Annotated in this window: 19 protein-coding genes; 11 read left to right on the forward strand and 8 right to left on the reverse strand. The window is 71.2% G+C overall.

Translation table 11 applies throughout. The annotated features are described in order from the left end of the window. Positions 1-37: 37 nt before the first annotated feature. From AC1DWJ_RS15215 to AC1DWJ_RS15225, 3 genes are all read right to left on the reverse strand, one after another. Positions 38-283: a Flp family type IVb pilin gene (locus AC1DWJ_RS15215; RefSeq protein WP_056922830.1), complete on the reverse strand. Its 246-nt coding sequence runs from the start codon at positions 281-283 to the stop codon at positions 38-40. A gap of 58 nt (positions 284-341) precedes the next feature. After that, positions 342-515: a Flp family type IVb pilin gene (locus tag AC1DWJ_RS15220; RefSeq protein ID WP_457252467.1), complete on the reverse strand. Its 174-nt coding sequence runs from the start codon at positions 513-515 to the stop codon at positions 342-344. 361 nt (positions 516-876) lie between these two features. After that, positions 877-1,050 (reverse strand): Flp family type IVb pilin, encoded by a 174-nt coding sequence (locus AC1DWJ_RS15225; RefSeq protein ID WP_457252468.1) that lies wholly within the window; start codon positions 1,048-1,050, stop codon positions 877-879. 190 nt (positions 1,051-1,240) lie between these two features. Between AC1DWJ_RS15225 and AC1DWJ_RS15230 the strand changes: the two genes are divergently transcribed. After that, the gene (locus AC1DWJ_RS15230) at positions 1,241-2,632 is read left to right on the forward strand and encodes a hypothetical protein (protein ID WP_457252469.1); all 1,392 of its coding nucleotides are present in this window, start codon (positions 1,241-1,243) and stop codon (positions 2,630-2,632) included. After that, the gene (locus tag AC1DWJ_RS15235) at positions 2,629-4,047 is read left to right on the forward strand and encodes a hypothetical protein (RefSeq protein WP_457252470.1); all 1,419 of its coding nucleotides are present in this window, start codon (positions 2,629-2,631) and stop codon (positions 4,045-4,047) included. Before AC1DWJ_RS15230 ends, AC1DWJ_RS15235 begins: the two co-directional genes overlap by 4 nt. Before the next feature lie 55 nt (positions 4,048-4,102). Here the strand turns inward: AC1DWJ_RS15235 and AC1DWJ_RS15240 are convergent, their stop codons facing one another. Genes AC1DWJ_RS15240 through mtrA form a run of 3 tightly spaced genes read right to left on the reverse strand, consistent with a single transcriptional unit; the run spans position 4,103 to position 8,333 of the window. Beyond that, positions 4,103-5,869 carry an LpqB family beta-propeller domain-containing protein gene (locus AC1DWJ_RS15240; RefSeq protein ID WP_457252471.1) on the reverse strand — a complete coding sequence of 589 codons (1,767 nt, stop codon included), beginning with the start codon at positions 5,867-5,869 and terminating at the stop codon, positions 4,103-4,105. Next, on the reverse strand, positions 5,866-7,653 hold the full coding sequence (gene mtrB / locus AC1DWJ_RS15245; RefSeq protein WP_457252472.1) for an MtrAB system histidine kinase MtrB: 1,788 nt from the start codon (positions 7,651-7,653) through the stop codon (positions 5,866-5,868). Before mtrB ends, AC1DWJ_RS15240 begins: the two co-directional genes overlap by 4 nt. Before the next feature lie 2 nt (positions 7,654-7,655). Further along, the gene (mtrA, locus tag AC1DWJ_RS15250) at positions 7,656-8,333 is read right to left on the reverse strand and encodes an MtrAB system response regulator MtrA (protein ID WP_457252473.1); all 678 of its coding nucleotides are present in this window, start codon (positions 8,331-8,333) and stop codon (positions 7,656-7,658) included. Positions 8,334-8,600: 267 nt separating this feature from the next. Here mtrA and AC1DWJ_RS15255 point away from each other — a divergent pair, with 267 nt between their 5' ends. From AC1DWJ_RS15255 to AC1DWJ_RS15270, 4 genes are read left to right on the forward strand one after another with little or no spacing between them, the layout of a single operon-like run. Beyond that, a complete protein-coding gene (locus tag AC1DWJ_RS15255) occupies positions 8,601-9,119 on the forward strand; it encodes a TadE/TadG family type IV pilus assembly protein (protein ID WP_457252474.1) in 519 nt (172 codons plus the stop codon). After that, on the forward strand, positions 9,116-10,321 hold the full coding sequence (locus AC1DWJ_RS15260; RefSeq protein WP_477621229.1) for a TadE/TadG family type IV pilus assembly protein: 1,206 nt from the start codon (positions 9,116-9,118) through the stop codon (positions 10,319-10,321). The genes AC1DWJ_RS15255 and AC1DWJ_RS15260 overlap by 4 nt, the downstream gene beginning before the upstream one ends. A gap of 11 nt (positions 10,322-10,332) precedes the next feature. Then, positions 10,333-11,823, forward strand: a complete 1,491-nt coding sequence (locus AC1DWJ_RS15265) for a glycosyltransferase (protein WP_477621230.1) — start codon at positions 10,333-10,335, stop codon at positions 11,821-11,823. Beyond that, on the forward strand, positions 11,816-13,219 hold the full coding sequence (locus tag AC1DWJ_RS15270; protein ID WP_477621231.1) for a hypothetical protein: 1,404 nt from the start codon (positions 11,816-11,818) through the stop codon (positions 13,217-13,219). Before AC1DWJ_RS15265 ends, AC1DWJ_RS15270 begins: the two co-directional genes overlap by 8 nt. Here the strand turns inward: AC1DWJ_RS15270 and ahcY are convergent. Then, on the reverse strand, positions 13,213-14,646 hold the full coding sequence (ahcY, locus tag AC1DWJ_RS15275) for an adenosylhomocysteinase (protein ID WP_477621232.1): 1,434 nt from the start codon (positions 14,644-14,646) through the stop codon (positions 13,213-13,215). The two genes, AC1DWJ_RS15270 and ahcY, sit on opposite strands and share 7 nt — an antisense overlap. 218 nt (positions 14,647-14,864) lie before the next feature. Between ahcY and AC1DWJ_RS15280 the strand changes: the two genes are divergently transcribed. The 5 genes from AC1DWJ_RS15280 (at position 14,865) to AC1DWJ_RS15300 (ending at position 21,262) form a co-directional block, all read left to right on the forward strand. Next, the gene (locus AC1DWJ_RS15280) at positions 14,865-15,146 is read left to right on the forward strand and encodes a hypothetical protein (protein WP_457252479.1); all 282 of its coding nucleotides are present in this window, start codon (positions 14,865-14,867) and stop codon (positions 15,144-15,146) included. 78 nt (positions 15,147-15,224) lie between these two features. After that, positions 15,225-16,181, forward strand: coding sequence for a DUF808 domain-containing protein (locus AC1DWJ_RS15285; protein ID WP_457252480.1), 957 nt, complete (start codon positions 15,225-15,227; stop codon positions 16,179-16,181). Positions 16,182-16,272: 91 nt separating this feature from the next. Beyond that, on the forward strand, positions 16,273-17,373 hold the full coding sequence (locus AC1DWJ_RS15290) for an acyltransferase family protein (protein WP_477621233.1): 1,101 nt from the start codon (positions 16,273-16,275) through the stop codon (positions 17,371-17,373). A gap of 132 nt (positions 17,374-17,505) precedes the next feature. After that, positions 17,506-19,803 carry a hypothetical protein gene (locus AC1DWJ_RS15295; RefSeq protein ID WP_477621234.1) on the forward strand — a complete coding sequence of 766 codons (2,298 nt, stop codon included), beginning with the start codon at positions 17,506-17,508 and terminating at the stop codon, positions 19,801-19,803. A 10-nt stretch (positions 19,804-19,813) separates the two neighbouring features. Then, positions 19,814-21,262: a hypothetical protein gene (locus AC1DWJ_RS15300; protein WP_477621235.1), complete on the forward strand. Its 1,449-nt coding sequence runs from the start codon at positions 19,814-19,816 to the stop codon at positions 21,260-21,262. On the opposite strand, the gene AC1DWJ_RS15305 is transcribed toward AC1DWJ_RS15300, so the two are convergent. Next, the gene (locus tag AC1DWJ_RS15305) at positions 21,197-22,078 is read right to left on the reverse strand and encodes a glycosyltransferase 87 family protein (RefSeq protein ID WP_457252484.1); all 882 of its coding nucleotides are present in this window, start codon (positions 22,076-22,078) and stop codon (positions 21,197-21,199) included. The two genes, AC1DWJ_RS15300 and AC1DWJ_RS15305, sit on opposite strands and share 66 nt — an antisense overlap. Positions 22,079-22,089: the final 11 nt, after the last annotated feature.

The raw sequence follows: 22,089 nt of genomic DNA on the forward strand, positions 1-22,089 counted from the left end.
GTCAGACGATGGAGGACGCGCCGGCTGGGGGCGCGTCCTACGGGTTGAAGATGCTCGACGGCACGTTGTAAAGGTCACTCACGTTGTGCCCGAAGGCCACGACGGAGACCACGATCACGATGGCGATGAGTCCAACCATCAGGCCGTACTCGACAGCGGTGGCTCCGTGGTCGCCCCGGTGGACTCCGGGGCGACCACGGTTCAGCCAGCTGTCGGAGGAGCGCAGCCGCACTCCCGCGGCGGACCGGCCGAAGGGCGCGATACGAGCGAGTCGTGCAGTCATGCTTCCTCCTGGGTTCGGCGGGCTGAAATGTGGCCCGTCGGTTTCTTGGGGTAGTGCGTCAGATGCTGGTAGCGGTGTTGTGGAACAGCGTGCTGAGGTTCGTGCCGAGCAGCGCAACGGCGACGATGATGACGATGGCGATGAGGGCAACCATGAGGCCGTACTCCACGGCGGTTGCACCCTTCTCGGAGGAGACGAGCTTGGTGTTCAGCTTGGCGACGAACTTGTGCATTTGAGTAGTCCTTTCGAGACCAACGGGCGCGGTGGCCGTGTGCCCCGCGGTGAGAAGACTCGCAGTTTCGAGGACGGCGGGTAATCGTCCGTCGTGCCATCCCCAACCGGCACCTTCGACTCCACCCTCTCCCCCGAACGGCCGATACCTGACACGGGGACACTCGCGTAGGGCACTGGGCCGCTGAGCACGGACCGGCCTGCTGCGGGCGTGAATCAGCTGGTCCAGGGACCTAGCGGGGCCGGGACATGAGAATCGGCCGCCTCCTGTGGGGACACACGCTGGGTGCGTCCTGGTCCCGTTGGAGGCGACCGATCACGTGCTCGGCTGGGCGACCGGTGCGGGCGGTCGCGCCGAGGAGTCAGATGCTGGTCGCGGTGTTGTTGAACAGGGTGCTGAGGTTGGTGCCGAGGAGCGCCACGGCGACGATGATGACGATGGCGATCAGGGCGACCATGAGGCCGTACTCGACGGCGGTCGCACCCTTCTCACGGGAGACGAGCGTGGTGTTCAGCTTGGCGACGAAGTTGTGCATGGCGAGCCCTTTCGACGTGTCGGGCAACCCGAGACGGTTGCGTTAGGCAACGGTCTCATTCGGTGCGGGCCGCGTTAATCACCCGACCCGACAAACCCGACCGGCACTTTCGACTGGACCGGCTCCCCCGTACAGCCGATACCGGTGCGCCTGCGTGCACCACTATGGGCAACCTGCGAAGAATGAGGCCATGCCCAGGCGAACCCAGCTTCTCCGCGGCTGGGCGTACCTGCTGCCTGCGGTGGCCGTGGCCCTGGCCCCCCTCGCGTTGACCCGCCCGGTCGGCGACCCCAGCCCCTGGTTGCACCTGCGGGTGGGGCAGTTCCTGCGACAGGGCGGCCACTTCGGGCTCCCCGACCCGTGGGGGCCCTTCGCCACACATGCCTATGTGCCCACCCAGTGGCTGCCCTCCGTCGTGGTCTCCGACCTGACCGACCGCTTCGGGATCGGAGCAGTGGTCTGGGCGAGGGACCTCGGCATCGTCGCGGTGTTCGCCGTGGTCTACCTCGCCGTCCGGGCACTGGCGGACCTGCGGATCTCGCTGGTCGTCACCGCGGCGGTGATGGTGGCCGCCTGGCCTGCGCTGACCGAGCGCCCCCAGCTGCTCGGGTTCGTCCTCCTGGCCCCCGTCGTGGCGCTGTGGCAGGCCAGTGCGCGCGACGGGCGAGCCCGGTGGTCCCTGGTGCCCCTGAGCTGGTTGCTGGCCTGTACCCACGGGATCTGGTCGCTCGGTCTCGCCGTGGGTGCGGTGTGCGTGATCGCCTCGCCCTGGGCGCGGGCGGGACACCGGCGGATGGTGGGCGTGTGGGTGGCGAGCCTGGCTGCCACGGCCCTCACTCCCCTGGGCCCCAGGATCATGGTGACGCCGTTCGCGGCTGGATCGAACGGACGACAGTTCGTCGAGGAGTGGCTGCCGTCCTCGGCGCGCGATCCCCACGTGGCCGTCGCCCTGGGGCTCGGCGCGGTGCTGACGGCTCTCTGGCTGTTCCAGCCCGATCGTCCCTCGCCCTGGGAGGTCCTTCTTCTCCTGCTGTCGATCGCGTTGACGCTCTCGATGCAGCGCACGGTCCCCGTTGCGGCCCTGGTCCTCGCGCCGATGGTGGCCGCGGCCGGCACAGTGCGCTGGGGTTCGCTCGACCGCGAACGGCCCACGCCCCGCAGTGAGCGTTGGACCCTGCTGGCGGGGGTGGTGGTGGCCGCGCTGCTCGCCCTACCCCTGTCCGCGAGCGCGGCACGCCATCAGCCGGCCTACGTGCCCACGGGCCTGCAGGCGTCGCTCGACGCGCTGCCGGCGGGCACCCGCGTCATCGCCGAGGGCGACGTGACCGGCTGGATGCTCTACACGGCGCCCCAGCTACGACCGGTGTTCGACCTGCGGATCGAGTCGTACTCCCCCGAGCACGTGCGTGACTACATCGACGCACGGGCGGCCGAGCCCGGCTGGAAGTCCTTCGTCGCGAAGACGCAACCGCGGGCTGCCCTCCTGCTCGAGTCCTCTCCCCTGACCGGCGCGCTGCTGGAGGAGTCCGACTGGACCGAGCGCGCCAGTGACCGGGGCTTCGTCCTGTTGGTGGCGCCGTGACCCGGTCGTTCTCCCGCACCCTGGGCATGGTCGGGTATGCCGTGGCCCTCCTCATCGGCTTCGGGTTCGGCACCGGCCGGTTCGCCGAGGTGGACACCTGGTGGCACCTTCGCGTCGGCCAGCACGTCCTCGACACCCACCAGCTCCGCGGCACCGACCCGTGGGCGGCGTTCGCCGCGCACCCGTACACCGCCACCCAGTGGCTGCCGGAGGCCGTCGCCGCGTGGCTCGTGGACCTCACCGGGATGGGGGCGGTGGTCTGGCTGCGGTCCCTGGCCAGCCTCTCGCTGGTCGTGCTGCTCTACGTCACGGCCCGTCAGTCGGCGGGGCGGCTCGCCTCCTCCGCTGCCGCGGCAGTCGGTGTACTGGGCTGCGGGGCCGGGCTCAACCCACGTCCCCAGCTGGTGAGCTTCATCTGCTTCGCCGTGGTCGTGCTCGCCTGGTCACGGACGGTGCGCGACGGCCGTCCGCGCTGGTGGCTGATCCCGGTGTTCTGGCTCTGGGGGTGCAGCCACGGGCTGTGGACCTTCGGCCTCCTCGTGAGTGGGGTGTTCGTGGGTGCCATCGTCCTCGACGCCACGACGCGACCCGACCGTCGCCGTTCCCTCCAGCTGGCCGGCCTGGTGGCCGCCTGCGCGGCGGCGGTGGCGCTGACGCCACTGGGCCCGGCCCTGCTGCTGACCCCGTTCGACGTGGCAGCCAACGCTGCCGGGTTGGCCGAGGAGTGGCGGGCGACGCCGGTCAACAACATCTTCGCCCTGGCGGCGTTGGGCATGGGGGTCGCCACGGCGCTCGCCTGGCTGCTGACCCGACACCGCCCGCGCGGGTGGGAGACGGCCCAGCTGACGTTGTCACTGGCCCTCACCCTCGTCATGTGGCGTCTGGTGCCCCTCGGCGCCATCCTGGCGGCACCCCTGCTCGCGGCAGCGCTCCAGCCCCTGGTCGGTCGGGCCCGCGAAGGATGGTCGAGGCGAGAACGCCGTGCCGTGCTGTCGTCGTGGGCAGGTGCGCTGGCCCTCGCCACCGCACTGGCGGCGGGGTCAGCGGGCGCCACCGCACAACAGTTCCCCGGCAAGGTGGGCGCGGTCGACGCGGCACTGGCCGAGCTACCGGCCGGCACGGTGGTGCTGGACGACTTCGGCCTGAGCGGGTGGCTCCTGTGGCGGCACCCCGCACTCACACCGGTCGTCGACCTGCGGGTCGAGCTGTACTCGCCCGAGCACCTCGCCGCCTACCGCCGGACCGAACGGGTCGAGCCGGGCTGGCAAGACCTGCTGACGACGACCCGGGCGTCCTACGCCGTGCTGCGTACGGACTCGGCCCTGGGTGCGGCCCTGCAGGACCGATTGGGCTGGGCGACCGTCGCGACCGGTGGCGAGTACACGCTGCTGCGCGCGCCCGCCAGTTCGGGCTGACCCCAGGGCGGACGAGCCCAGCGGACGAGCCCAGCGGACGAGCCCTGGGTCGGGCTCAGCGGGCGGCGACCAGCAGGTCGGTCCCCTCGCCCACGCGCTGCCAGCGGCTGCCAGCGCGGATCAGCACCTCGTGGTCGTCGGTCGTCACGACGAGTCCGCGCTCCCCGTTGACCGTCGTGATCGTCCGCGCTCCGGCGATCTCCGGCCCGGCCGCGATCGGTCCGCCCAGCGGCACCAGCCAGGGCCGGATCACCTGGCTGGCCGTCAGCCGGGCGAGGACGGCGACGGTGGCGTCGTCGACCCAGACCAGGTCGCGGGCCAGCGTCAGGGTCGGGGCCAGCCGGAGCGGAGAGGACAGCGAGGCCGGGAGACCGTTGGGCTGCCGCACGACTCCCGCGACGTCGACCCGCGGGCTGGTGCCGTCGCGGTCGGTGGTCACGACCGCGATCCGCTGCCCGTCGGGCGAGAGCCGCAGGCTGACCACGGTGCGCCCGCTCAACCAGGGGGCCGAGACCGTCTGCGGGGTGGACTTGGCCGCGTCGCCCGGGTCGGCCGCCGCGCTCACGGCCCAGATCCTGGTGGCGCCGTTGCTCCGACCCGCCACCCACAGGACGTCCTCGCGGTCGTAGGTCGGGTGGGTCAGCATGGTGCCGGGAGCGGTGAGCTGGACCTGGGTGGCCCCCCGCCAGCGGATCAGCTGGGCGCGGTCGCCCCCCACCGCTGCGATCTCCCGGCCGGTGCGCGACATCGCGAGGTAGGCCCACCCCGGTTGCACGGTCGGGAAGGCCGCGGCCTGGGGTGGTGGGACGCGCTGCCCGTTGTCGCCGACGTCGTCCGGGTCGACTGCCACCAGCGCGCTGCCCACCCGCAGCACCGGCTTGACCACGGGGTCCGACGGCGTGGCGAACCCGAGGAGGGACAGGCTGTCGACCGTGCTGTCGCCGTTCGGCATCTGCAGGTCGGCACCCTCGAGCTGGAGGGCCACCCGTTCCACGCCCGGGGCCTGGGTGACGGTGGCGAGGAACTGGGCGCCGAGGTTCTGCCGCTGGCCGGGGTCGTTGCCGAGCTTGGTGGCCGAGAGGTCCACCTTGGCCGTGCCCGAGGCGACGGTGACGGCGTCGACCGCGAGCCGGGTGCCGGCCGGGATGTCGGTGCGCACCGCTCCCTGGAGGTAGTCGGGCACCCCCGCCAGCAGCGAGCGCGCCAGCCGGGTCGCCAAGCCGGTGCCGAGGGGCAGCCAGCGGATGTCAGGGACGAGCCGGTGGTCGCCGGCCGACACGTAGTAGATCCGGAACGGGTCGTAGAGCCGGTCGAGGTCGGCCTGGCTGAGCCACGTGCCGAAGTTGTCGGGCAGCTGGCTGATCCGCCACTCGCCACCGGCGCGCTCGAGCCGGAACGTCACCTGCACGGTCGACCGCGGCGGCAGCTCCTGGTATCGCCCGGCGCCGTCGATGCGGGCGGTGGCCTTGGCGACGGCGGTCACGGTGTCGTCGTTGCTGGGCTTGTAGGTCACCTCCGAGTCGGACCCGAAGACGACCACCGAGGAGTCGGGCCGCCAGCTGCTCTGCGGTCCGCTCGCGAGATACGACCGGGCCACCTGGTACGAGTCGTCACTGGCCGCTGCGGCGCGGATGAAGCCCTGCACCACCTGCTGCGGCGAGGAGCCCGGCGCCACGGGGTTGACCTCCACCCGCACCTCGTTCTCCTGCACCGACCCGACCTCGAGGCCGGGCTGGATCGCCGAGCTGGTGGACAGCCCGCCACACGCGGTGACGGCGAGGACGGCGCCCGCGGCCAGCGCCGCGGCATACCGGCGCCTCATCGGGGACGCCCCGGAGCGGTGGGGGTATGCCGCGTGCTCGCCGCCTCGTGCGCGGCACCGTTCTGGACGGCGGGGCTCGCGAGGACGCGAGGCGCTGCGACGGGTGCGGCGAGGTCCTCGGGGCGCAGCGGGAGCGGCGCCTCGACGATCGGCACGCCGGCTCGGCGCGGCAGGGTCAGTCGGAAGCACGAGCCTTCGCCGGGCTCGCCCCACGCCTGCAGCCAGCCGTCATGCAGTCGAGCGTCCTCCAGGGAGATCGCGAGGCCCAGGCCGGTGCCACCGGTGGTGCGGGCCCTGGCCGGGTCGGCCCGCCAGAACCGGTTGAACACCAGGGCGCCCTCGCCCGGTCGCAGCCCGACGCCGTGGTCGCGCACGGTGACGGCCGCGGCCGTCTCGTTGACGGCGATGGCGATCTCGACGGGGCGGCCCTCACCGTGCTCGAGCGCGTTGACCACGAGGTTGCGCAGGATGCGCTCGACGCGGCGGGCGTCCATCTCGGCGTCGCACGGTCCGTCCGAGGTCACCGTGACGGTGCTGCCCCAGCGGTCGGCGATCGGCTGGGCGGAGTGCACGGCGCGGGCCACCGTGGCCCGCAGGTCGGTGACCTCCGAGTCCAGCGCGGCGGCGCCGGCGTCGAAGCGACTGATCTCGAGCAGGTCGGCGAGCAGCTCCTCGAACCGGTCGAGCTCGTTGTGGAGCAGCTCGGCCGACCGGGACACCGCGGGGTCGAAGCCGGTCCGCGAGTCGTGGATCAGGTCGGCGGCCATCCGGATGGTCGTCAGGGGGGTGCGCAGCTCGTGGGACACGTCGGACACGAAGCGCTGCTGGACGCGCGAGAGCCCCTCGAGCTGGCGGATCTGGGCCTGGAGGCTGTCGGCCATCTCGTTGAACGACTTGGCCAGCCGGGCCAGGTCGTCCTCGCCGCGGGCCCGCATGCGTTCGTTGAGCCGTCCGGAGGCGAGCCGCTCGGCGACGACCGCGGCGCGGCGCACCGGGCTGACGACCTGACGGGTCACCACCCAGGCGATCACCCCGACGAGGAAGACGAGGGCCAGGCCACCGATGAGGAAGGTGCGGGTGATGAGGTCGAGGGTCGCCTGCTCCCGCTGCATCGGGAACACGACATACATGTCGTAGCGGCCGGCCAGCGGCGGCTCGACCTGGGAGCCCACGATGACCGCAGGGACGGTGTTGTCCGTCTGCGGGTCGGTGATGCCGATCAGCATCACCTGCTGGCGTCGGGGATCGTCCCGGACCGCCTCACGCAGGGCGAGGGGTACGACGGTCAGGCCGATCTCGCCACTGGTGGTGGTCCCGATGGTGGTGTTCGAGGTGTTCTCGAGGCCCCGGGTCAGCACGAGATAGCGCTCGTTGTCGCCACCGGCCGAAGCGGCGCTCTTGATGGCGAGCCTGGCCAGCACGTTGAGGTCGGCCTCGCTGCTGGTGCGGTCGCTCTCGTCGAAGGTGGCCTGCACCTCGGTCGTCAACCGGGAGGTCTCGGTCTGCGCCGACTCGATGCGATCCTGCTCGAGCCCGTCAGAGATCGAGGAGAACAGGTAGGAGCCGAGCATCAGGACGACGACCAGCCCCAGCAGCATGGTCGTCGTCACCACGCGGAACTGCAGCGAGGCCCTCCAGACGTGGGCAGCCTTGCGGGCCCACCGCGCGGCATACCGACGAGCCCGGCCGAGGAACGACCGGACGGCACGCGCGCCCTGGGCGCGGTGGTCGGAGAACCGCGGCGTCGGCGTCCGACCAGGCCTCGGACCGGCCGACTCGGACATGGCTAGCTCGGGCCCGCCTTGTAACCGACGCCGCGGACCGTGACGACGATCTCGGGGTGCTCGGGGTCGTGCTCGATCTTCGAACGCAGCCGCTGGACGTGAACGTTGACCAGTCGGGTGTCGCCCGCGTGGCGGTAGCCCCAGACCTGCTCGAGCAGCACCTCGCGGGTGAACACCTGCCACGGCTTGCGGGCCAGTGCGACCAGGAGGTCGAACTCCAGTGGGGTCAGCGACAGGGAGTCGCCCTCGCGCTTGACCGAGTGGCCGGCGACGTCGATGACGAGGTCGCCGATCTCCAGGCGCTCCGGCTCGGGCTCGTCACCCCGACGGAGCCGGGCGCGGATGCGGGCGATGAGCTCCTGCGGCTTGAACGGCTTGACGACGTAGTCGTCCGCACCGGACTCGAGGCCGACGACGACGTCGACCGTGTCGGTGCGGGCGGTGAGCATGACGATCGGCACGCCGGACTCGGCCCTGATCCGCCGGCACACCTCCATGCCGTCGAGGCCGGGCAGCATGACGTCGAGGAGGACCAGGTCGGGACGGTGGTCGCGGAACGCGCCGAGCGCCCCCGCGCCGTCGGCGACGTGCGCGACCTCGAGTCCTTCGTTGCGCAGGACGATGCCGAGCATCTCCGCCAGCGCCAGATCGTCGTCGACGATGAGCACGCGACCGTTCACCTGCGCCTACCCTCTTTCTGCAGTGAGTGAAGTTCCCTCCTGAATCATCACACACGGGTGCGCCCCGCACGGGGAAGCGGTGTCATCAGCCGTTCGGTCAGGGTACGACCCGTCCGAACGTCCGGACCTGCCCGCCCGCCGCGCGCTGGGAGCATCCCACCAGCGTGGACTCAGCCGTTTGGACGATTCAGGACAGTGGGCGCTCCCCCGAGGATGTGCATGGCAGCACGCCGGTGGGGTGTGTGACGAGCAGGGAGAGCAGCACGCATGGCACTGAAGCGACCCATCCGCAGCGGCCGGCCTGAGGGCGGGGCTGCGGCTGTCGAGTTCGCCCTCGTGATGCCGATCCTCGTGCTCCTCATCAGCTCGATCGTGGGTTTCGGCGTCGTCCTCGCCCAGCAGATGGCCCTCGGCAACGCCGCCCGTCAGACGGCCCGCAACGCCGTCGTCGACCTGGCCTACTGCGGCACGGGCGGAGGGACCGGCAACGCCGGGACGTCGCTCATCCAGGAGGCGAAGCTCAACTCCAACACCCTCTTCGTGACCACCAACAACGTCCGCGTGGAGATCAAGAAGGGGACCACCACCCCCGCCAACGTCTTCGCGACGGACTGGACCGGGACCTGCACCGGTGACAGCGGCGTGACCTCGCGCGTCTGCAACCTCAGCAGCACCGGCGACAACGCCTATGTCCGGGTGCGCTACACCTCCACGTTGTCGCTGCCCTTCTTCCAGCCATCCTTCAACCTTTCATCGATTGGGGCCTTCCGATGCGAAACCCAGTGACTCGCGCACGTTCCCGGCGCGGCAACGGGAGCGGCGAGGAGCGCGGCGCCGTCGCCGTGACCGTGGCCCTCCTCATGGTGGTGCTCGTCGGCATCGGCGCCTTCACCGTCGACTTCGGGATGTCCTACGTCAGCACGCGCCAGCTCCAGACGGCCTCAGACTCCGCCGCCCTCGCCGCCGCCGCCAAGTTCGGGCAGCTCAACGGCAACTGCTCGACGATCTCCGCGGACACCGCGGCGCGCGCCCAGATCCAGGCTGACGTGGCTGCCTACCGCACGCAAAACCGGGCCGGCAGCACCGGCTCGATCACCGCGGTCGCCTGCGCCGCCGACGGCTATGGCATCGAGGTCACCTACAGCTCGGCCGGGTCGACGGCGCGGGCGCTCGGCGGAATCTTCGGCCAGGGCAACGACTACGACACCGCGAAGAGCGCCACGGCAGAGGTCTTCGTGCCACCGGATGGGATCGGCGTGCGCCCCTACGCCCTGTGCGGGTCGATCCTGCCGTCCGTCACCACCTTCCCCTCCCCGGTGTTCCAGATGGACCTGCCGTCGACCGGCAACTCGCTGTGCCCGGGGGCATCCTCGAGCGGCAACTGGTGGTCGGTCGACTGCCCGGAGGCTCCGAGCAACAGCAACACCTACCTCGGCGAGGCGACACTGAACGGCTGCACCTCGCCGATCAACATCGTGCCCAACCAGGCCCCCCGCACCGGCTCGGCGCTGCGCACCTACCTCAACAACAGCTGCCCGGTGAAGTCGAGCAGCTGCCTCGGCGCCAACACCGGAAACCTCGGGGGCACACCGATCCTCAACGCCTGGACCTCCCTCGTCCAGGACCGCCGGCGGATCCTGCTCCCCGTCTTCTGTGGCACTCCCAGCCCGTGCGACCAGGCGGCTGTCGTCAACGCCGGCGGCAACAACGCCATCTACCCCGTGCAGGCGCTCGTCGGCGTCATCGTCTGCGGTTACCACTTCGGCACCAACAACAACCAGAACAGCGCCGCGATCCCGATGGACGGCGAGTGTGGTGGTCTCTACAACCCCAGCAACCTGACGGCAGCCACCGGCGGCAACCAGGACAACTACCTCCTGCTGCGCGCGGTTCGGTTGCAGGTCTCCGGCGGCAGCGGGACCCCGCAGTGCGCCATCGGCGACACGTCGTGCGACTGGGGCGCCCGCGGCGTCAAGCTCACCAGGTAGTCAGTAGTCGCATGCAGGTCACCCGCCCCCGCACGCTGATCCTCATCGTCGCCTACAACGCCGAGACCACCCTGCGGTCGGTGCTCGACCGCATCCCGCAGACGGTCCTCGACGACTACGACTGCGAGGTGCTGGTCATCGACGACGCCTCGTCCGACGAGACGTTCTCGACCGGCCTGGCCTACCGCCAGAGCCGTCCGGACCTGCCCCTCACCGTGCTCCGCAACGCGGAGAACCAGGGCTACGGCGGCAACCAGAAGCTCGGCTACTTCTACGCGATGACCCACGGCTTCGACCTCGTGGCGCTCGTGCACGGCGACGGCCAGTACGCCCCCGAGGAGCTGCCCCGCCTCCTCGCGCCACTGCGCGACGGCGCGGCCGACGCCGTGATGGGCAGCCGCATGCTGACGCCCGGCGCGGCCCGCAAGGGCGGTATGCCGCTCTACAAGTTCGTGGGCAACCGCATCCTCACGACCGTCCAGAACCGCCTCGCCGGCGCCGACCTCTCCGAGTGGCACAGCGGCTTCCGGCTCTACACGGTGGACATCCTGCGTCGGCTGCGGTTCGAGACCAACCCCGACGACTTCAGCTTCGACACCAAGATCATCCTCCAGCTGCTGGGGGCCGACGCGACGGTCGTGGAGCTGCCCATCCCGACCTACTACGGCGACGAGATCTGCCGGGTCGACGGGATCCGCTACGCGGGCCAGGTCACCCGCGCCAGCGTGACGGCGCTGTTCCACCGGATGGGCCTCATGCATCGCCGGGACCTCTCCCCCGTCGATGCCGGCTCCATCGACCGCTACGACGTCAAGCTCCACGAGCGCAGCAGCCACACCGAGGTCCTGGCCCGCGTCAACCCGGGCAGCAGGGTGATCGACCTGGGCGCCGGTCCCGGCGCGTTCGCGAGCGCCCTGGCGGACAAGGGTGCCGAGGTGACCACTGCCGACCTGCACCGCTCCACCGTCATCGACCCCCGGGTGGCCACCCACGTGGTCGACCTCAACCAGCCCCTCGAGCTGCCGCTCGACGACTACGACCAGGTGCTCCTGCTCGACGTCATCGAGCACCTCGCCGACCCCGAGCGGTTCCTCGAGGACCTGCGGTTCTCGCTCGGCAGCCGGCGACGCGAGCTCGTCCTGACGACCCCGAACATCGCCTTTGCGGTGTCCCGCCTGATGCTCGCGATGGGTCAGTTCAACTACGGCGAGACCGGCATCCTCGATCGCACCCACACCCGCCTGTTCACCTTCCGCACGATCCGCACGGCGCTGCACCACGCCGGCTGGGACGTGCAGGAGATGGTCGGCATCCCGGCTCCCTACGCCAAGGCGATCGGCCACGGACCGCTGGCTTCCCTGCTCACGCGCGTGAACAGCGCGCTGATCCGGGTGGCGCCCCGGCTGTTCTCCTACCAGATCCTGGTCACGGCGACGAGCCGGCCGCACGCGCAGCACCGGCTCGCCACGACGACGGCCCTCTCCGCCCAGCTCAGTGCGTGACCTGAGCTCACGTCTCGGGAGCAGCCAGGGCCAGGGGGCCGCGGCGCTGGTCCTGTTCGCGGTCTTCGTCAGCACGCCCTTCGCGGGCTTGCGGGTCGTCGCCCTGCTGGCTGTCCTCGGAGGCATCGGCCTGGCCTACGCCAGCCTGCGCGACCCGAGCCGCCCGGAGAGCTCTGACGCATGGTTCCCACTCGGCCTGATCGCGGCGTCCGCCCTCGCAGGGGTCCAGCTGCTGTCCACGGTCGGACTCTCCCTGCTGACACCGGCGTTCGTCGCGGTGGCCGTGCTCGCCACGCTGCCCCACCGGTTTGTCGTCGCCCGCACCGCCGGGGTCGTCCTCCCTGTGCTGGTCGCGGGGCTGGCGGTGTGGTTGGTCGCCCAGGACGAGCCCCACATCGACGTCCACATCTTCCTCACCGACGGAGCCCATGCGCTCCTGCACGGCACCAACCCCTACTCCATCGACTTCCCCAACATCTACAGCCCACGGGACACCGCACTGGTCTACGGCCCCGGCATCGTGCAGGACGGGCGCTTGGCGTTCGGCTTCCCCTATCCCCCGCTGGTGCTCCTCACGGCGCTCCCTGGCTACCTCCTGGGTGACGTGCGGTTCTCGTCGATCATCGCCGTGACCGCCGTGGGCGGGTGGCTGTTGTGGCGGTCGCGCTCCACGAGCGGTCGCCGGGCCGCCGTGCTGCTCCTGTGCCTCCCGGGCCTCCCGAGCCTCTACGCCGGCGCCTGGGTCGAGCCCGTCGTCGTGGCCCTGCTGACCGTGGTCGTGCTGGCCGGGACGCGCGGGCGCTGGATGGTGGCCGCGGTCGCCCTGGGGCTGCTCCTCGTCTCGAAGCAGTACTTCCTCGTCGCCCTCCCCTGCCTGTGGCTCCTGCGGCCGTATGCCACGCGAGCCCGGGTGTTGGCCTGTGTCGGGGCCGGCGCCGCGGTGACCCTGCCCTTCATCGCCTGGGGTCCCGCGGCGTGGTGGAGCAGCGTCGTGGCACTGCAGTTCCAGCAGCCGTTCAGACCCGACTCCACGAGCATCGTCGCCGAGCTGGCGGAGGTGTTCGGCTGGACCGACCCCACGTGGGCCGGCCCGGTGTCCCTCGTCATGGGCTGCGCCGTGGCCGTGGTCCTCGCGAAGACCCTGCGGCCGGGGGTCGCCACGTTCAGCCTCGCCCTCGGCCTCTGCCTCGGGGTGACCTTCCTGCTGTCCAAGCAGGCGTTCCTCAACTACTACCTCGTGTGCGCCGGCGCCCTCCTCCTGGCCGCCTGGAGCCGTGCGGAGGACGTCGTGCCGGCGCCCCCGGAGACGGGTATGCCGCCCGCTCACGGTGAGCGGACGGCATACCAGCTGGTGCGTGGTGGCGCCGAGGCGCCGGTGAGGTCGGCGCCTCAGTAGCGGTAGTGCTCCGGCTTGTACGGGCCGGCCACGTCGACGCCGATGTAGGCGGCCTGCTCCTTGGTCAGCTCGGTGAGCTCGGCGCCGAGGGCGTCGAGGTGCAGCCGGGCGACCTTCTCGTCGAGGTGCTTCGGCAGCACGTAGACCTGCTTGTCGTAGTCGTCGTTCTTCGTGAACAGCTCGATCTGGGCGATCGTCTGGTTCGCGAAGGAGTTCGACATCACGAAGCTCGGGTGGCCGGTGGCGTTGCCGAGGTTCATCAGGCGACCCTCGGAGAGCACGATGATCGAGTTGCCGCTCTCGAAGGTCCACTCGTGGACCTGCGGCTTGATCTCGGTCTTGGTGACGGCGACCTTGGCCAGGCCGGCCATGTCGATCTCGTTGTCGAAGTGACCGATGTTGGACACGATCGCCTTGTTCTTCATCTGCGTCATGTGCTCGGCGGTGATGATGTTGAAGTTGCCGGTGGTGGTGACGAAGATGTCGGCGCTGCCGACGACGTCCTCGAGGCGGGCGACCTGGTAGCCCTCCATCGCCGCCTGCAGCGCGCAGATCGGGTCGATCTCGGTGACGATCACGCGAGCGCCCTGGCCGGCCAGCGCCGAGGCGCAGCCCTTGCCCACGTCGCCGAAGCCGGCGACGACGGCGACCTTGCCGCCGATGAGGACGTCGGTGGCGCGGTTGAGGCCGTCGAGCACCGAGTGGCGGCAGCCGTACTTGTTGTCGAACTTGGACTTGGTGACCGAGTCGTTGACGTTGATCGCCGGGAAGAGCAGGTCACCGGTGGTGGCGAGCTCGTAGAGGCGGTGGACGCCGGTCGTGGTCTCCTCGGTGACGCCCTTGATCTCCTCGGAGACCTTGGTCCACTTGGTGGGGTCGGCCTTGAGGGTCTTGCGGACGAGCTCCTTGAAGACCCCGACCTCCTCGGAGTCGGCCTCGTCGGTGGGGGGCACCTGACCGGCCTGCTCCCAGGCGCGACCGTTGTGGACGAGCATCGTGGCGTCGCCACCGTCGTCGAGGATCATGTTGGCGCCCTGGCCACCGGGCCAGGTGAGGATCTGCTCGGTGCAGTCCCAGTACTCGGTGAGCGTCTCGCCCTTCCAGGCGAACACGGGGACACCCTGCGGGTCCTCGGGAGAACCGTGCAGCCCGACGACGACCGCGGCAGCGGCCTCGTCCTGGGTCGAGTAGATGTTGCAGGAGGCCCAGCGGACCTCGGCACCGAGCGCGGTCAGCGTCTCGATGAGCACGGCGGTCTGCACGGTCATGTGCAGCGAACCGGCGATGCGGGCGCCCTTGAGCGGCTGGGCCGCCCCGAACTCCTCGCGCAGGCTCATCAGGCCGGGCATCTCGTGCTCGGCCAGGCGGATCTGGTGACGGCCAGCCTCGGCGAGGCTCAGGTCGGCAACCTTGTAGTCAAAGGACATGGAAATACTCCTGAAGTTGACTTGCTGGTTTGCGGACCCGGCGTAGCCCATCTGGGCGCACATCGTTGGAGCGGGGTATCACCCACGCCGGCGGGGGCCCACTCTACCGGAGTCGGGCGCCGAGGCCCCTCAGCGTGGCTCGAGGTGCTCCTGGGACTCAGGGTGCGCGTGCCCCGGTCGGGCACTAGGAAGGAGGCACCAACGACGGACGGAGCACCATGAGCGAGCCCAGCAGCGGGGTCCCCGGAGAGATCGCCGACGCGGACGTCGAGCAGCCCACGACGGACGAGCCCGACACCGTCGAGCTCGAGGTCGACGAGGAGAAGGTCGAGGCCTGGGACGAGGTCAAGGGCGACTACCAGGTCGACCCCGGTGGTCAGCCGGTGCCCAACAGCATGGACCAGGCGGACGTGACCCTGGCAGACGACGATGAGAACGACGATGAGAACGACGATGAGAACGACGAGGCGGACGACGGGCCGGACGACGACCGCGCCTGAGGTCGGCCGCCGGTAGGCTCCCCGGGTGGCCGCACCCATACCTTCCGCCCTGCCCGCACGACCACCCAGGTCGCGGCGATGAGTGGCGGGCTGTTCGCGCTGCTCGACGACATCGCGGTGCTGGCGAAGGCGGCAGCAGCCTCCGTCGACGACGTGGGTGCCGCGGCGAGCCGGGCCAGCGTCAAGGCGGCCGGCGTGATCGTCGACGACACCGCCGTGACCCCGCGCTACGTCGAGGGCCTGTCCCCCACCCGCGAGCTGCCGATCATCAAGAAGATCGCGATCGGCTCGCTGCGCAACAAGCTGCTGTTCATCCTGCCCGCGGCGATGCTGCTCAGCCAGTTCTTCCCGGTGGCCCTCACGCCGCTGCTCATGATCGGCGGCACCTTCCTCTGCTACGAGGGGGTCGAGAAGATCTGGGAGCGGTTGGCCGGCCACGGTGAGACCGAGGCCGATGCGGCGCACGAGCGCGGCGAGGTCGCCAGCGAGGACGACATCACCAGCGGGGCGATCCGCACGGACTTCATCCTGTCGGCCGAGATCATGGTCATCTCGCTCAACGAGGTCGCCGACGAGCCGTTCCTCAGCCGGGCGATCATCCTCGTCGTCGTCGCCTTCGCGATCACGATCCTCGTCTACGGCGTCGTGGCCCTGATCGTGAAGATGGACGACGTCGGGCTCCACCTCTCGGGTCGCGAGTCCGGCTTCACCCGCACCATCGGCCGGGGACTCGTGGCCGCCATGCCGCGGCTGCTCACGACCCTTTCGGTCGTCGGCGTCGCGGCGATGATCTGGGTTGGCGGCCACATCATCCTGGTCGGGCTCGACGACCTGGGGCTGCACGCGCCGTACTCATGGGTGCACCACGCCGAGGAGTCGGTCCACGAGGCGACCGGTGCGCTCGGTGGCGTGTTCGGCTGGCTCACCAACACGGTCGGCTCCGCGATCCTCGGTCTCATCGTGGGCGCGGTCGTCGTGGCCGTCATGCACGTGGTCCACGCCGTCCGCGGCGGCGACGCCTCCCCCGAGGCCTGACCCCAGTTCCGGGACCTTCCTCCTCAGCCGTTCGGTCGGTTTGCTCACGACTTCGTGCTGCGCTTTGCCCGGTATCAGTAGGTTCTGCCGGATGACCTTGGGGGAAGGCCTGCGCGGGCGAGACAACGCGCTGAACCTGGTGCGGCTGCTGCTCGCCGGCACCGTGGTCCTGTCGCACACCAGGCCGGTCGGTGGTTTCGGGCCTGACCCGATGATCGGCGGACGCGGGCTGGGGTCATGGGCGGTCGCGGGCTTCTTCGCGATCTCGGGCTATCTCATCTGTGCGTCCCGGGACCGGCTTGGCGCGAAAACGTTCGTCGTCTCGCGGATGCTGCGCATCTATCCCGGCTACTGGCTGTCGCTCGTGGCGGTGGCTGGGGTGTTCGCCCCCGTCGCTGCCTTCAGCACCGGCACCCGGTTCGACGGTTCGGCAGCCCTGTCGTTCGTCCTGGTCAACCTCGTGGCCCCGCTGCAGTTCGGCTTCGGCGACGCCCTCACCCGAGCGGCCCACCCTGAGGCCTGGAACGCTCCCCTCTGGACGTTGAGCCCCGAGATGCTCTGCTACACGGTCGCCGGTCTGGCCCTGACCTCGGCGGTCGTGCGACGCCGCGCCGTGCTGTTCAGCTCGGCTGCACTCGTGGCCGTCACGGTGACGCCGCACCTTCTCGAGGCGGCGCATCGACTGTCGGCCGGCGGTCTGCTGGACTTCCTGCACCTGTTGGGCTTCTTCACCGCAGGGGCTCTCGCGTGGACGCTGCGAGACCGCATCACCGTTCGCGCTCCCCTTGCAGCGGTCTCCCTGGCCGCACTGTGCGTCGCCGGCCTGGCCCACGCCACCAACGAGCTCGCGCCGCTGCCCCTGGCGTACCTCGTCCTGGCCGCCGGCTGCGTCGCTCGGCCGGGATTCACGCGCGAGCTGGACCTCTCCTACGGGCTGTACATCCTCAGCTGGCCGATCCAGACCACGCTCTACCTCGTGGGGGCCGCCCGGCTTGGCTGGGCGGCATACACCGCAGTGACCTTCGCCATCGCGGTCCCGGCCGCATACGCCTCCTGGATCTGCGTCGAGAAGCCCGCGCTCGGGCTACGGCGCCGCCTGCGGGGCGCCGCCACCCGCGGGCCACAGGCGCCGGTCGGCCTTGCCGCGCGAGCTCGCCCTGCTGCTGCCACTGGTGCGTCACACCAGGACTGATCTCGGGCCCGGGTGACGCGCAGGTGGCACCACGTGCGGTCACCCTGCCTGATGGGCGGGCGCCTCGTCCATTTGGCCGAAGTGGGCCGGTCAGCACGAGCTCGGCGCAGGGACGGCTCCATACTCGTGGGGATGAGCACCACGCAGGCAACGCGGGAGAGCGTCGCGCCCTCGGTCGCGCCCGCGGGCCGCCGGGACAGCGCGCTCTCGTTGGCGACCCGGTGTGCGGGGCCCGTCCTTGCCGCGGTGCTGTCGCTGCTGGCGGCGGTGCAGGCCCTCCAGCTGTGGCGCTGGCGACCGGCGATCCCGCTCAGCCTCGCGGGCGACTCCCCGCAGCTGCTCCTGCAGGTGCGCGCGATCGTCGAGGGTTCGCAGTACCAGTCGTCGAACCTCGTGGGCGCGCCGTTCGGCCTCAACGGCAGCTGGTTCGCGACCGCGGACCAGCTGAACTTCCTGACCGTCCGCGTCCTCGGCCACCTGACCGGCGACCCCGTCACAGCCGCGGTCATCTTCTTCGTGGCGGGCTTCCCCGCAGCCGGTCTCACCGCGTACTGGCTGGCCAGACAGCTCGGGATCCACCGCCCCCACGCCGTGATGGTGGGCACGCTCTTCGCCGTCCTGCCAGGACATCAGGAGTGGTTCAGCCACCTCTGGCTGGCGGCCTACTGGGTGGTGCCGCTGGGAGTGTGGCTCGCCCTGCGGACCATGCAGGGACACCCGCTCTGGCCACCCGTGCACGACCTGACGAGGCCCGGACCGCAACGACGCCCGGCTGCCCTCCTGGGGCTGCGCACCGTGCTGATCGCCCTGGCGGTGGGTCTCTCCGACGTCTACTACGTCGCCTTCACCCTCGTCCTGCTCGCCGTGGCGCTGCTGGTCCAGCTGGCCCGCACCCGTCGAGCCGTCGGGCTGCTTCCCGGCGTCGCGAGCGCCCTCCTCGTGGCCGTCCCCTGCGCACTCAGCCTGGCCGTCACCGTCCGTGGGCGTGGAGTCGACCTCGTCACCTCGGACCTGCCGGCCGAGCGCACCATCGGGGAGGCGGAGCGCTACTCGGGCAAGCTGATCGACCTGGTGCTGCCGTGGCACGAGCACCGCTTCGAGCCGTTCGCGTTCCTCACCACCGCCTACGGGTACGTCGCTCCACCCAGCGTCGAGCACCCGGCCCTGGGGATCGTCGCCCTGGCCGGTGTGGTGGGCCTGCTGTGGCTCACGGTCCGCAACCTCGCCAGCGGTCACCGGGTGCCCGCCACCCTCGGCACGCTGACGGCCCTCCTGCTGGTGTCGCTCGCCTTCTACACCAAGGGCGGACTCGGCTCGGTCTTCGCGCTCTTCGTCACCCCGCAGATCCGCACCTGGTCGCGACTGGTCGTCCTCATCGCGCTGTTCGGCCTGTTGGCCGTCGGCCTCTGGGCCTCGCGAGCAGATCGCGGTCGTCGTTTCGCCTGGCCACTCGCAGCAGGGCTCATCCTCCTCGGGGTCCTCGACCAGACGAACCCCGGCGTGGCCCCCGACTACCAGTCGCTCCGAGCCACCCAGCAGGACCTCGACCGCTTCACGTCCACCCTGCGCCAGGCCACCGGGCCCGGGTGCGCGGTGTTCCAGCTCCCGGTCACCCGCTACCCGGAGGAGCCGCCGGCCGGGTCGATGGGCGACTACGAGCACTTCCTCCCGGCACTCGCCCCGACCACCGGGCTCACCTGGAGCTACGGCGCCATGCGCGGCACGTCGCGGGCCGACTGGCAGCTCGCCCTGCCGGTCTCGGACACCCCGCGCCTGCTCGACGACCTCGCTGCCGCAGGCTTCTGCGCCGTCGAGGTCGACCGGGCCGGCTACGCGACCGGCACCGACCCCACGGGCGACCTCGGCAAGGCCCTCGGCCCGGCCGCCGCCCAGACCCGCGACGGCAGCCTCACGGCATACTCCCTCGCCCGGCTGCGCGACACGATCCGGGCGCTTCCCACGGCTGAGCAGTCCACCCGGCGCGCCGACGTCCTGCGACCCTCCCTGGTCACGCTCCCGGGGTCCCTCGTCGAGGTGGGCGAGGACCGCACCCCCAGCCAGTGGACCGGCCCGACGGCCACGCTCCAGGTCGCCAACCTGGGGGCCGCGCCCCGGCGCCTCCGCATCAGCTTCGGCATCGAAGCGCTGGACGACCAGCCGGGCACCGTCGAGGTGAGCGGTGCCGGGGTCGCGGCGCAGACCATCACGCTCACCGCGGGGGTCAGTCCGGTCGTCCTCGAGGTGGCCGCTGCACCCGGACTGACGCTCGTCAGCCTCACGAGCACCGCTGCGATCAGTCGCATCCCCGGCGGGGACGGCGGGTTCGCAGCGCTGCGCATCTCGAACGTCCAGGCCACCGACCTGTCCGGCACGGCCAATGTCTCCACCGGCCAACGATTCGCGGCCGACTCGCCGCCGTCGGGCCGTTAGGGTCAGCGCCGTGGTGAGCCCTTCTGTGACCGACGCGGAGCAGCCGTCCCCTCGATCCGCCGACGCGACGCCCCTGCCGGCCCCCGAGGGCATCCTGCGCTGGGCTCCGGTGGTCGCCTTCGGCCTCCTCCTGCTGGTCCTGTCGCGGAACGTCGGCACCGGGATCGCCGACCCCGACACCCTGTGGCACGTGCTGGCTGGCGACCACCTGCGAGACACCTGGCAGTTCAGCGGCCCGGACCCGCTGTCGTCGTTCACCAGCCAGCCCTGGGTGCTCACCCAGTGGCTACCCGAGCTGGCCCTCTCACTGGCCAACCAGTGGGGCGGCCTGCCGGCCGTGGCCTTCCTGGCCCAGCTCGGGCGACTGGCCGTGTGCGTCGCCGTCTACGTCGCCTGCCGCCGCACCAGCGGGCCGCTGGCCGCCACGCTCATCACCGGCATCACGGTCCTGGCCACCGCCGCCAGCCTCAGTCCCCGGCCGCAGCTGGTGGGCTTCGCCCTGCTGGCCGTCACGGCGAGCGCCTGGGTACGCGTGCTCAGCGACCAGCGCGCTCCCTGGTGGCTCGTCCCCGTCACCTGGGTGTGGGCCTCGAGCCACGGCACCTGGGTCGTCGGGATCATGCTCGGTCTCGTCACGACCGCGGGCCTCGTGCTGGACCGCAAGGTCTCCGTGCGGCAGGCCGTGCACCTGGCCCTCGTCCCGGTGGCCAGCGCGGGAGCGGCGCTGCTGACGCCCCTGGGTCTCGGGATCCTCACCGCCTTCGGGCCGGTGCGCGCCGTCAGCCCCTACATCCAGGAGTGGCGACGCCCCGAGCTGACCGACCCCTCCACCATCGGCCTGCTGGTGCTCGTGCTCCTCGTGACCCTCGGCTGGGCGCGTCGCCACTCGCTCGTCAGCTGGGGCGCCGGCGGGATCCTCGTCGTGGGCGTGGGCTGGGGCCTCACCTACTCCCGCACGGTCGCCGTCGGCGCCATCATCATCGCCCCCCTCGCCGCGAAGGCGCTCGACGCCGTCCTCGGCCGGGCCCGACCGGCCCGGGGGCGCGAGCCCATCGTCGTCGCGGGACTCGTCCTCACCGTCACGATGGTCTGCGGCCTGCTCGCCGCCACCGGGCCCGAGCAGCCGGTGTCGGTCCCCGATGGGACCACTGCCGCGCTGCGGGCCCTTCCCGCCGGGTCCGTGGTCTACAACGACGACTCGCTGGGTGGTTGGGTCATGTGGACCTTCCCCTCGCTGCGCCAGACCGCGGACACCCGGGCCGAGCTCTACGGTCCGGCCCAGGCCAGGACCTACCTGCGCGTCATGGGCGCCGAACCGGGGTGGCAGGCAGGGTTCGATCAGCACCAGCCGGCCGCGGCCCTGGTGCGGGCGGACGTGCCCCTGGCGACGGCCCTACAGCGGGAGCGTGGCTGGACGGTCGCGGCCCGCGACGACGGCTTCCTGCTGCTCCGTCCCTAGCTCCTCGGCCTGCGACCGCTCCCAGAGGCGCAAGCGTGGCACCGCGCCGAGCACGGTGTAGGGGCTGAAGGCACTGAAGACCGGACAGGCGAGCAGCAGGGCGGGCGCCAGCAGCCACGCGCGCCCGGTGCGCGCGGCCCAGACCACCAGGGCGATGGCGACCGCGAACCGGACGAGGAACCACGGTCCCCCGGCGCCCGCGTTGGACGCGAGGAACTCGACCCACCGCGGCCAGGCCTGCGGGTCCAGGGCCACCGACACCCCCACCACGACGGCCAGGGCGACCGCAGCAGAGCGCACCGCCCGCCAGTCGCCTCGCAGGACGAACCAGAGTCCGACGACGGCCGGGGTCACCTTGGTCAGCAAGGGGAGCACGAGCGCACCCGGCCGGCCCCTGACCGCGAGGACGAGGGCGGCGGCGAGGAACAGGTAGACGTTGCCCAGCAACAGCTCGGCGACGAAGAAGGGGGCCACGGTCAAACCCCTGCGCCAGCCGAGCGGCTTCAGCAGCCAGGCGAGCACGGCCGCCTGGGCGGCGAACCACACGCCCTGGAACACCGGCCACGGGAGGAAGCCCAGCGGCCAGAGCAGCTGTGCGAAGGCGGGCGAGTAGAGGTAGGCGTCGACGTGGTCGGGCGGGGTCGTGTACCAGGTCTGCGGGGAGCCCGCGGCGACCCAGTAGGCGTGGGAGTCCGCACCGACCATGCCGTGGCTGATGTGGACCGCGACCTGCATGGCGCAGAACAGCACGGCGCCGGGGACCATGGCGAGCCACAGGGCGCGGGTGAAGAGCTCGAGTCGCGTCGGGCGAGGCATGGCAGGGAGGT

Source organism: Pedococcus sp. P2_D7 (assembly GCF_056404295.1).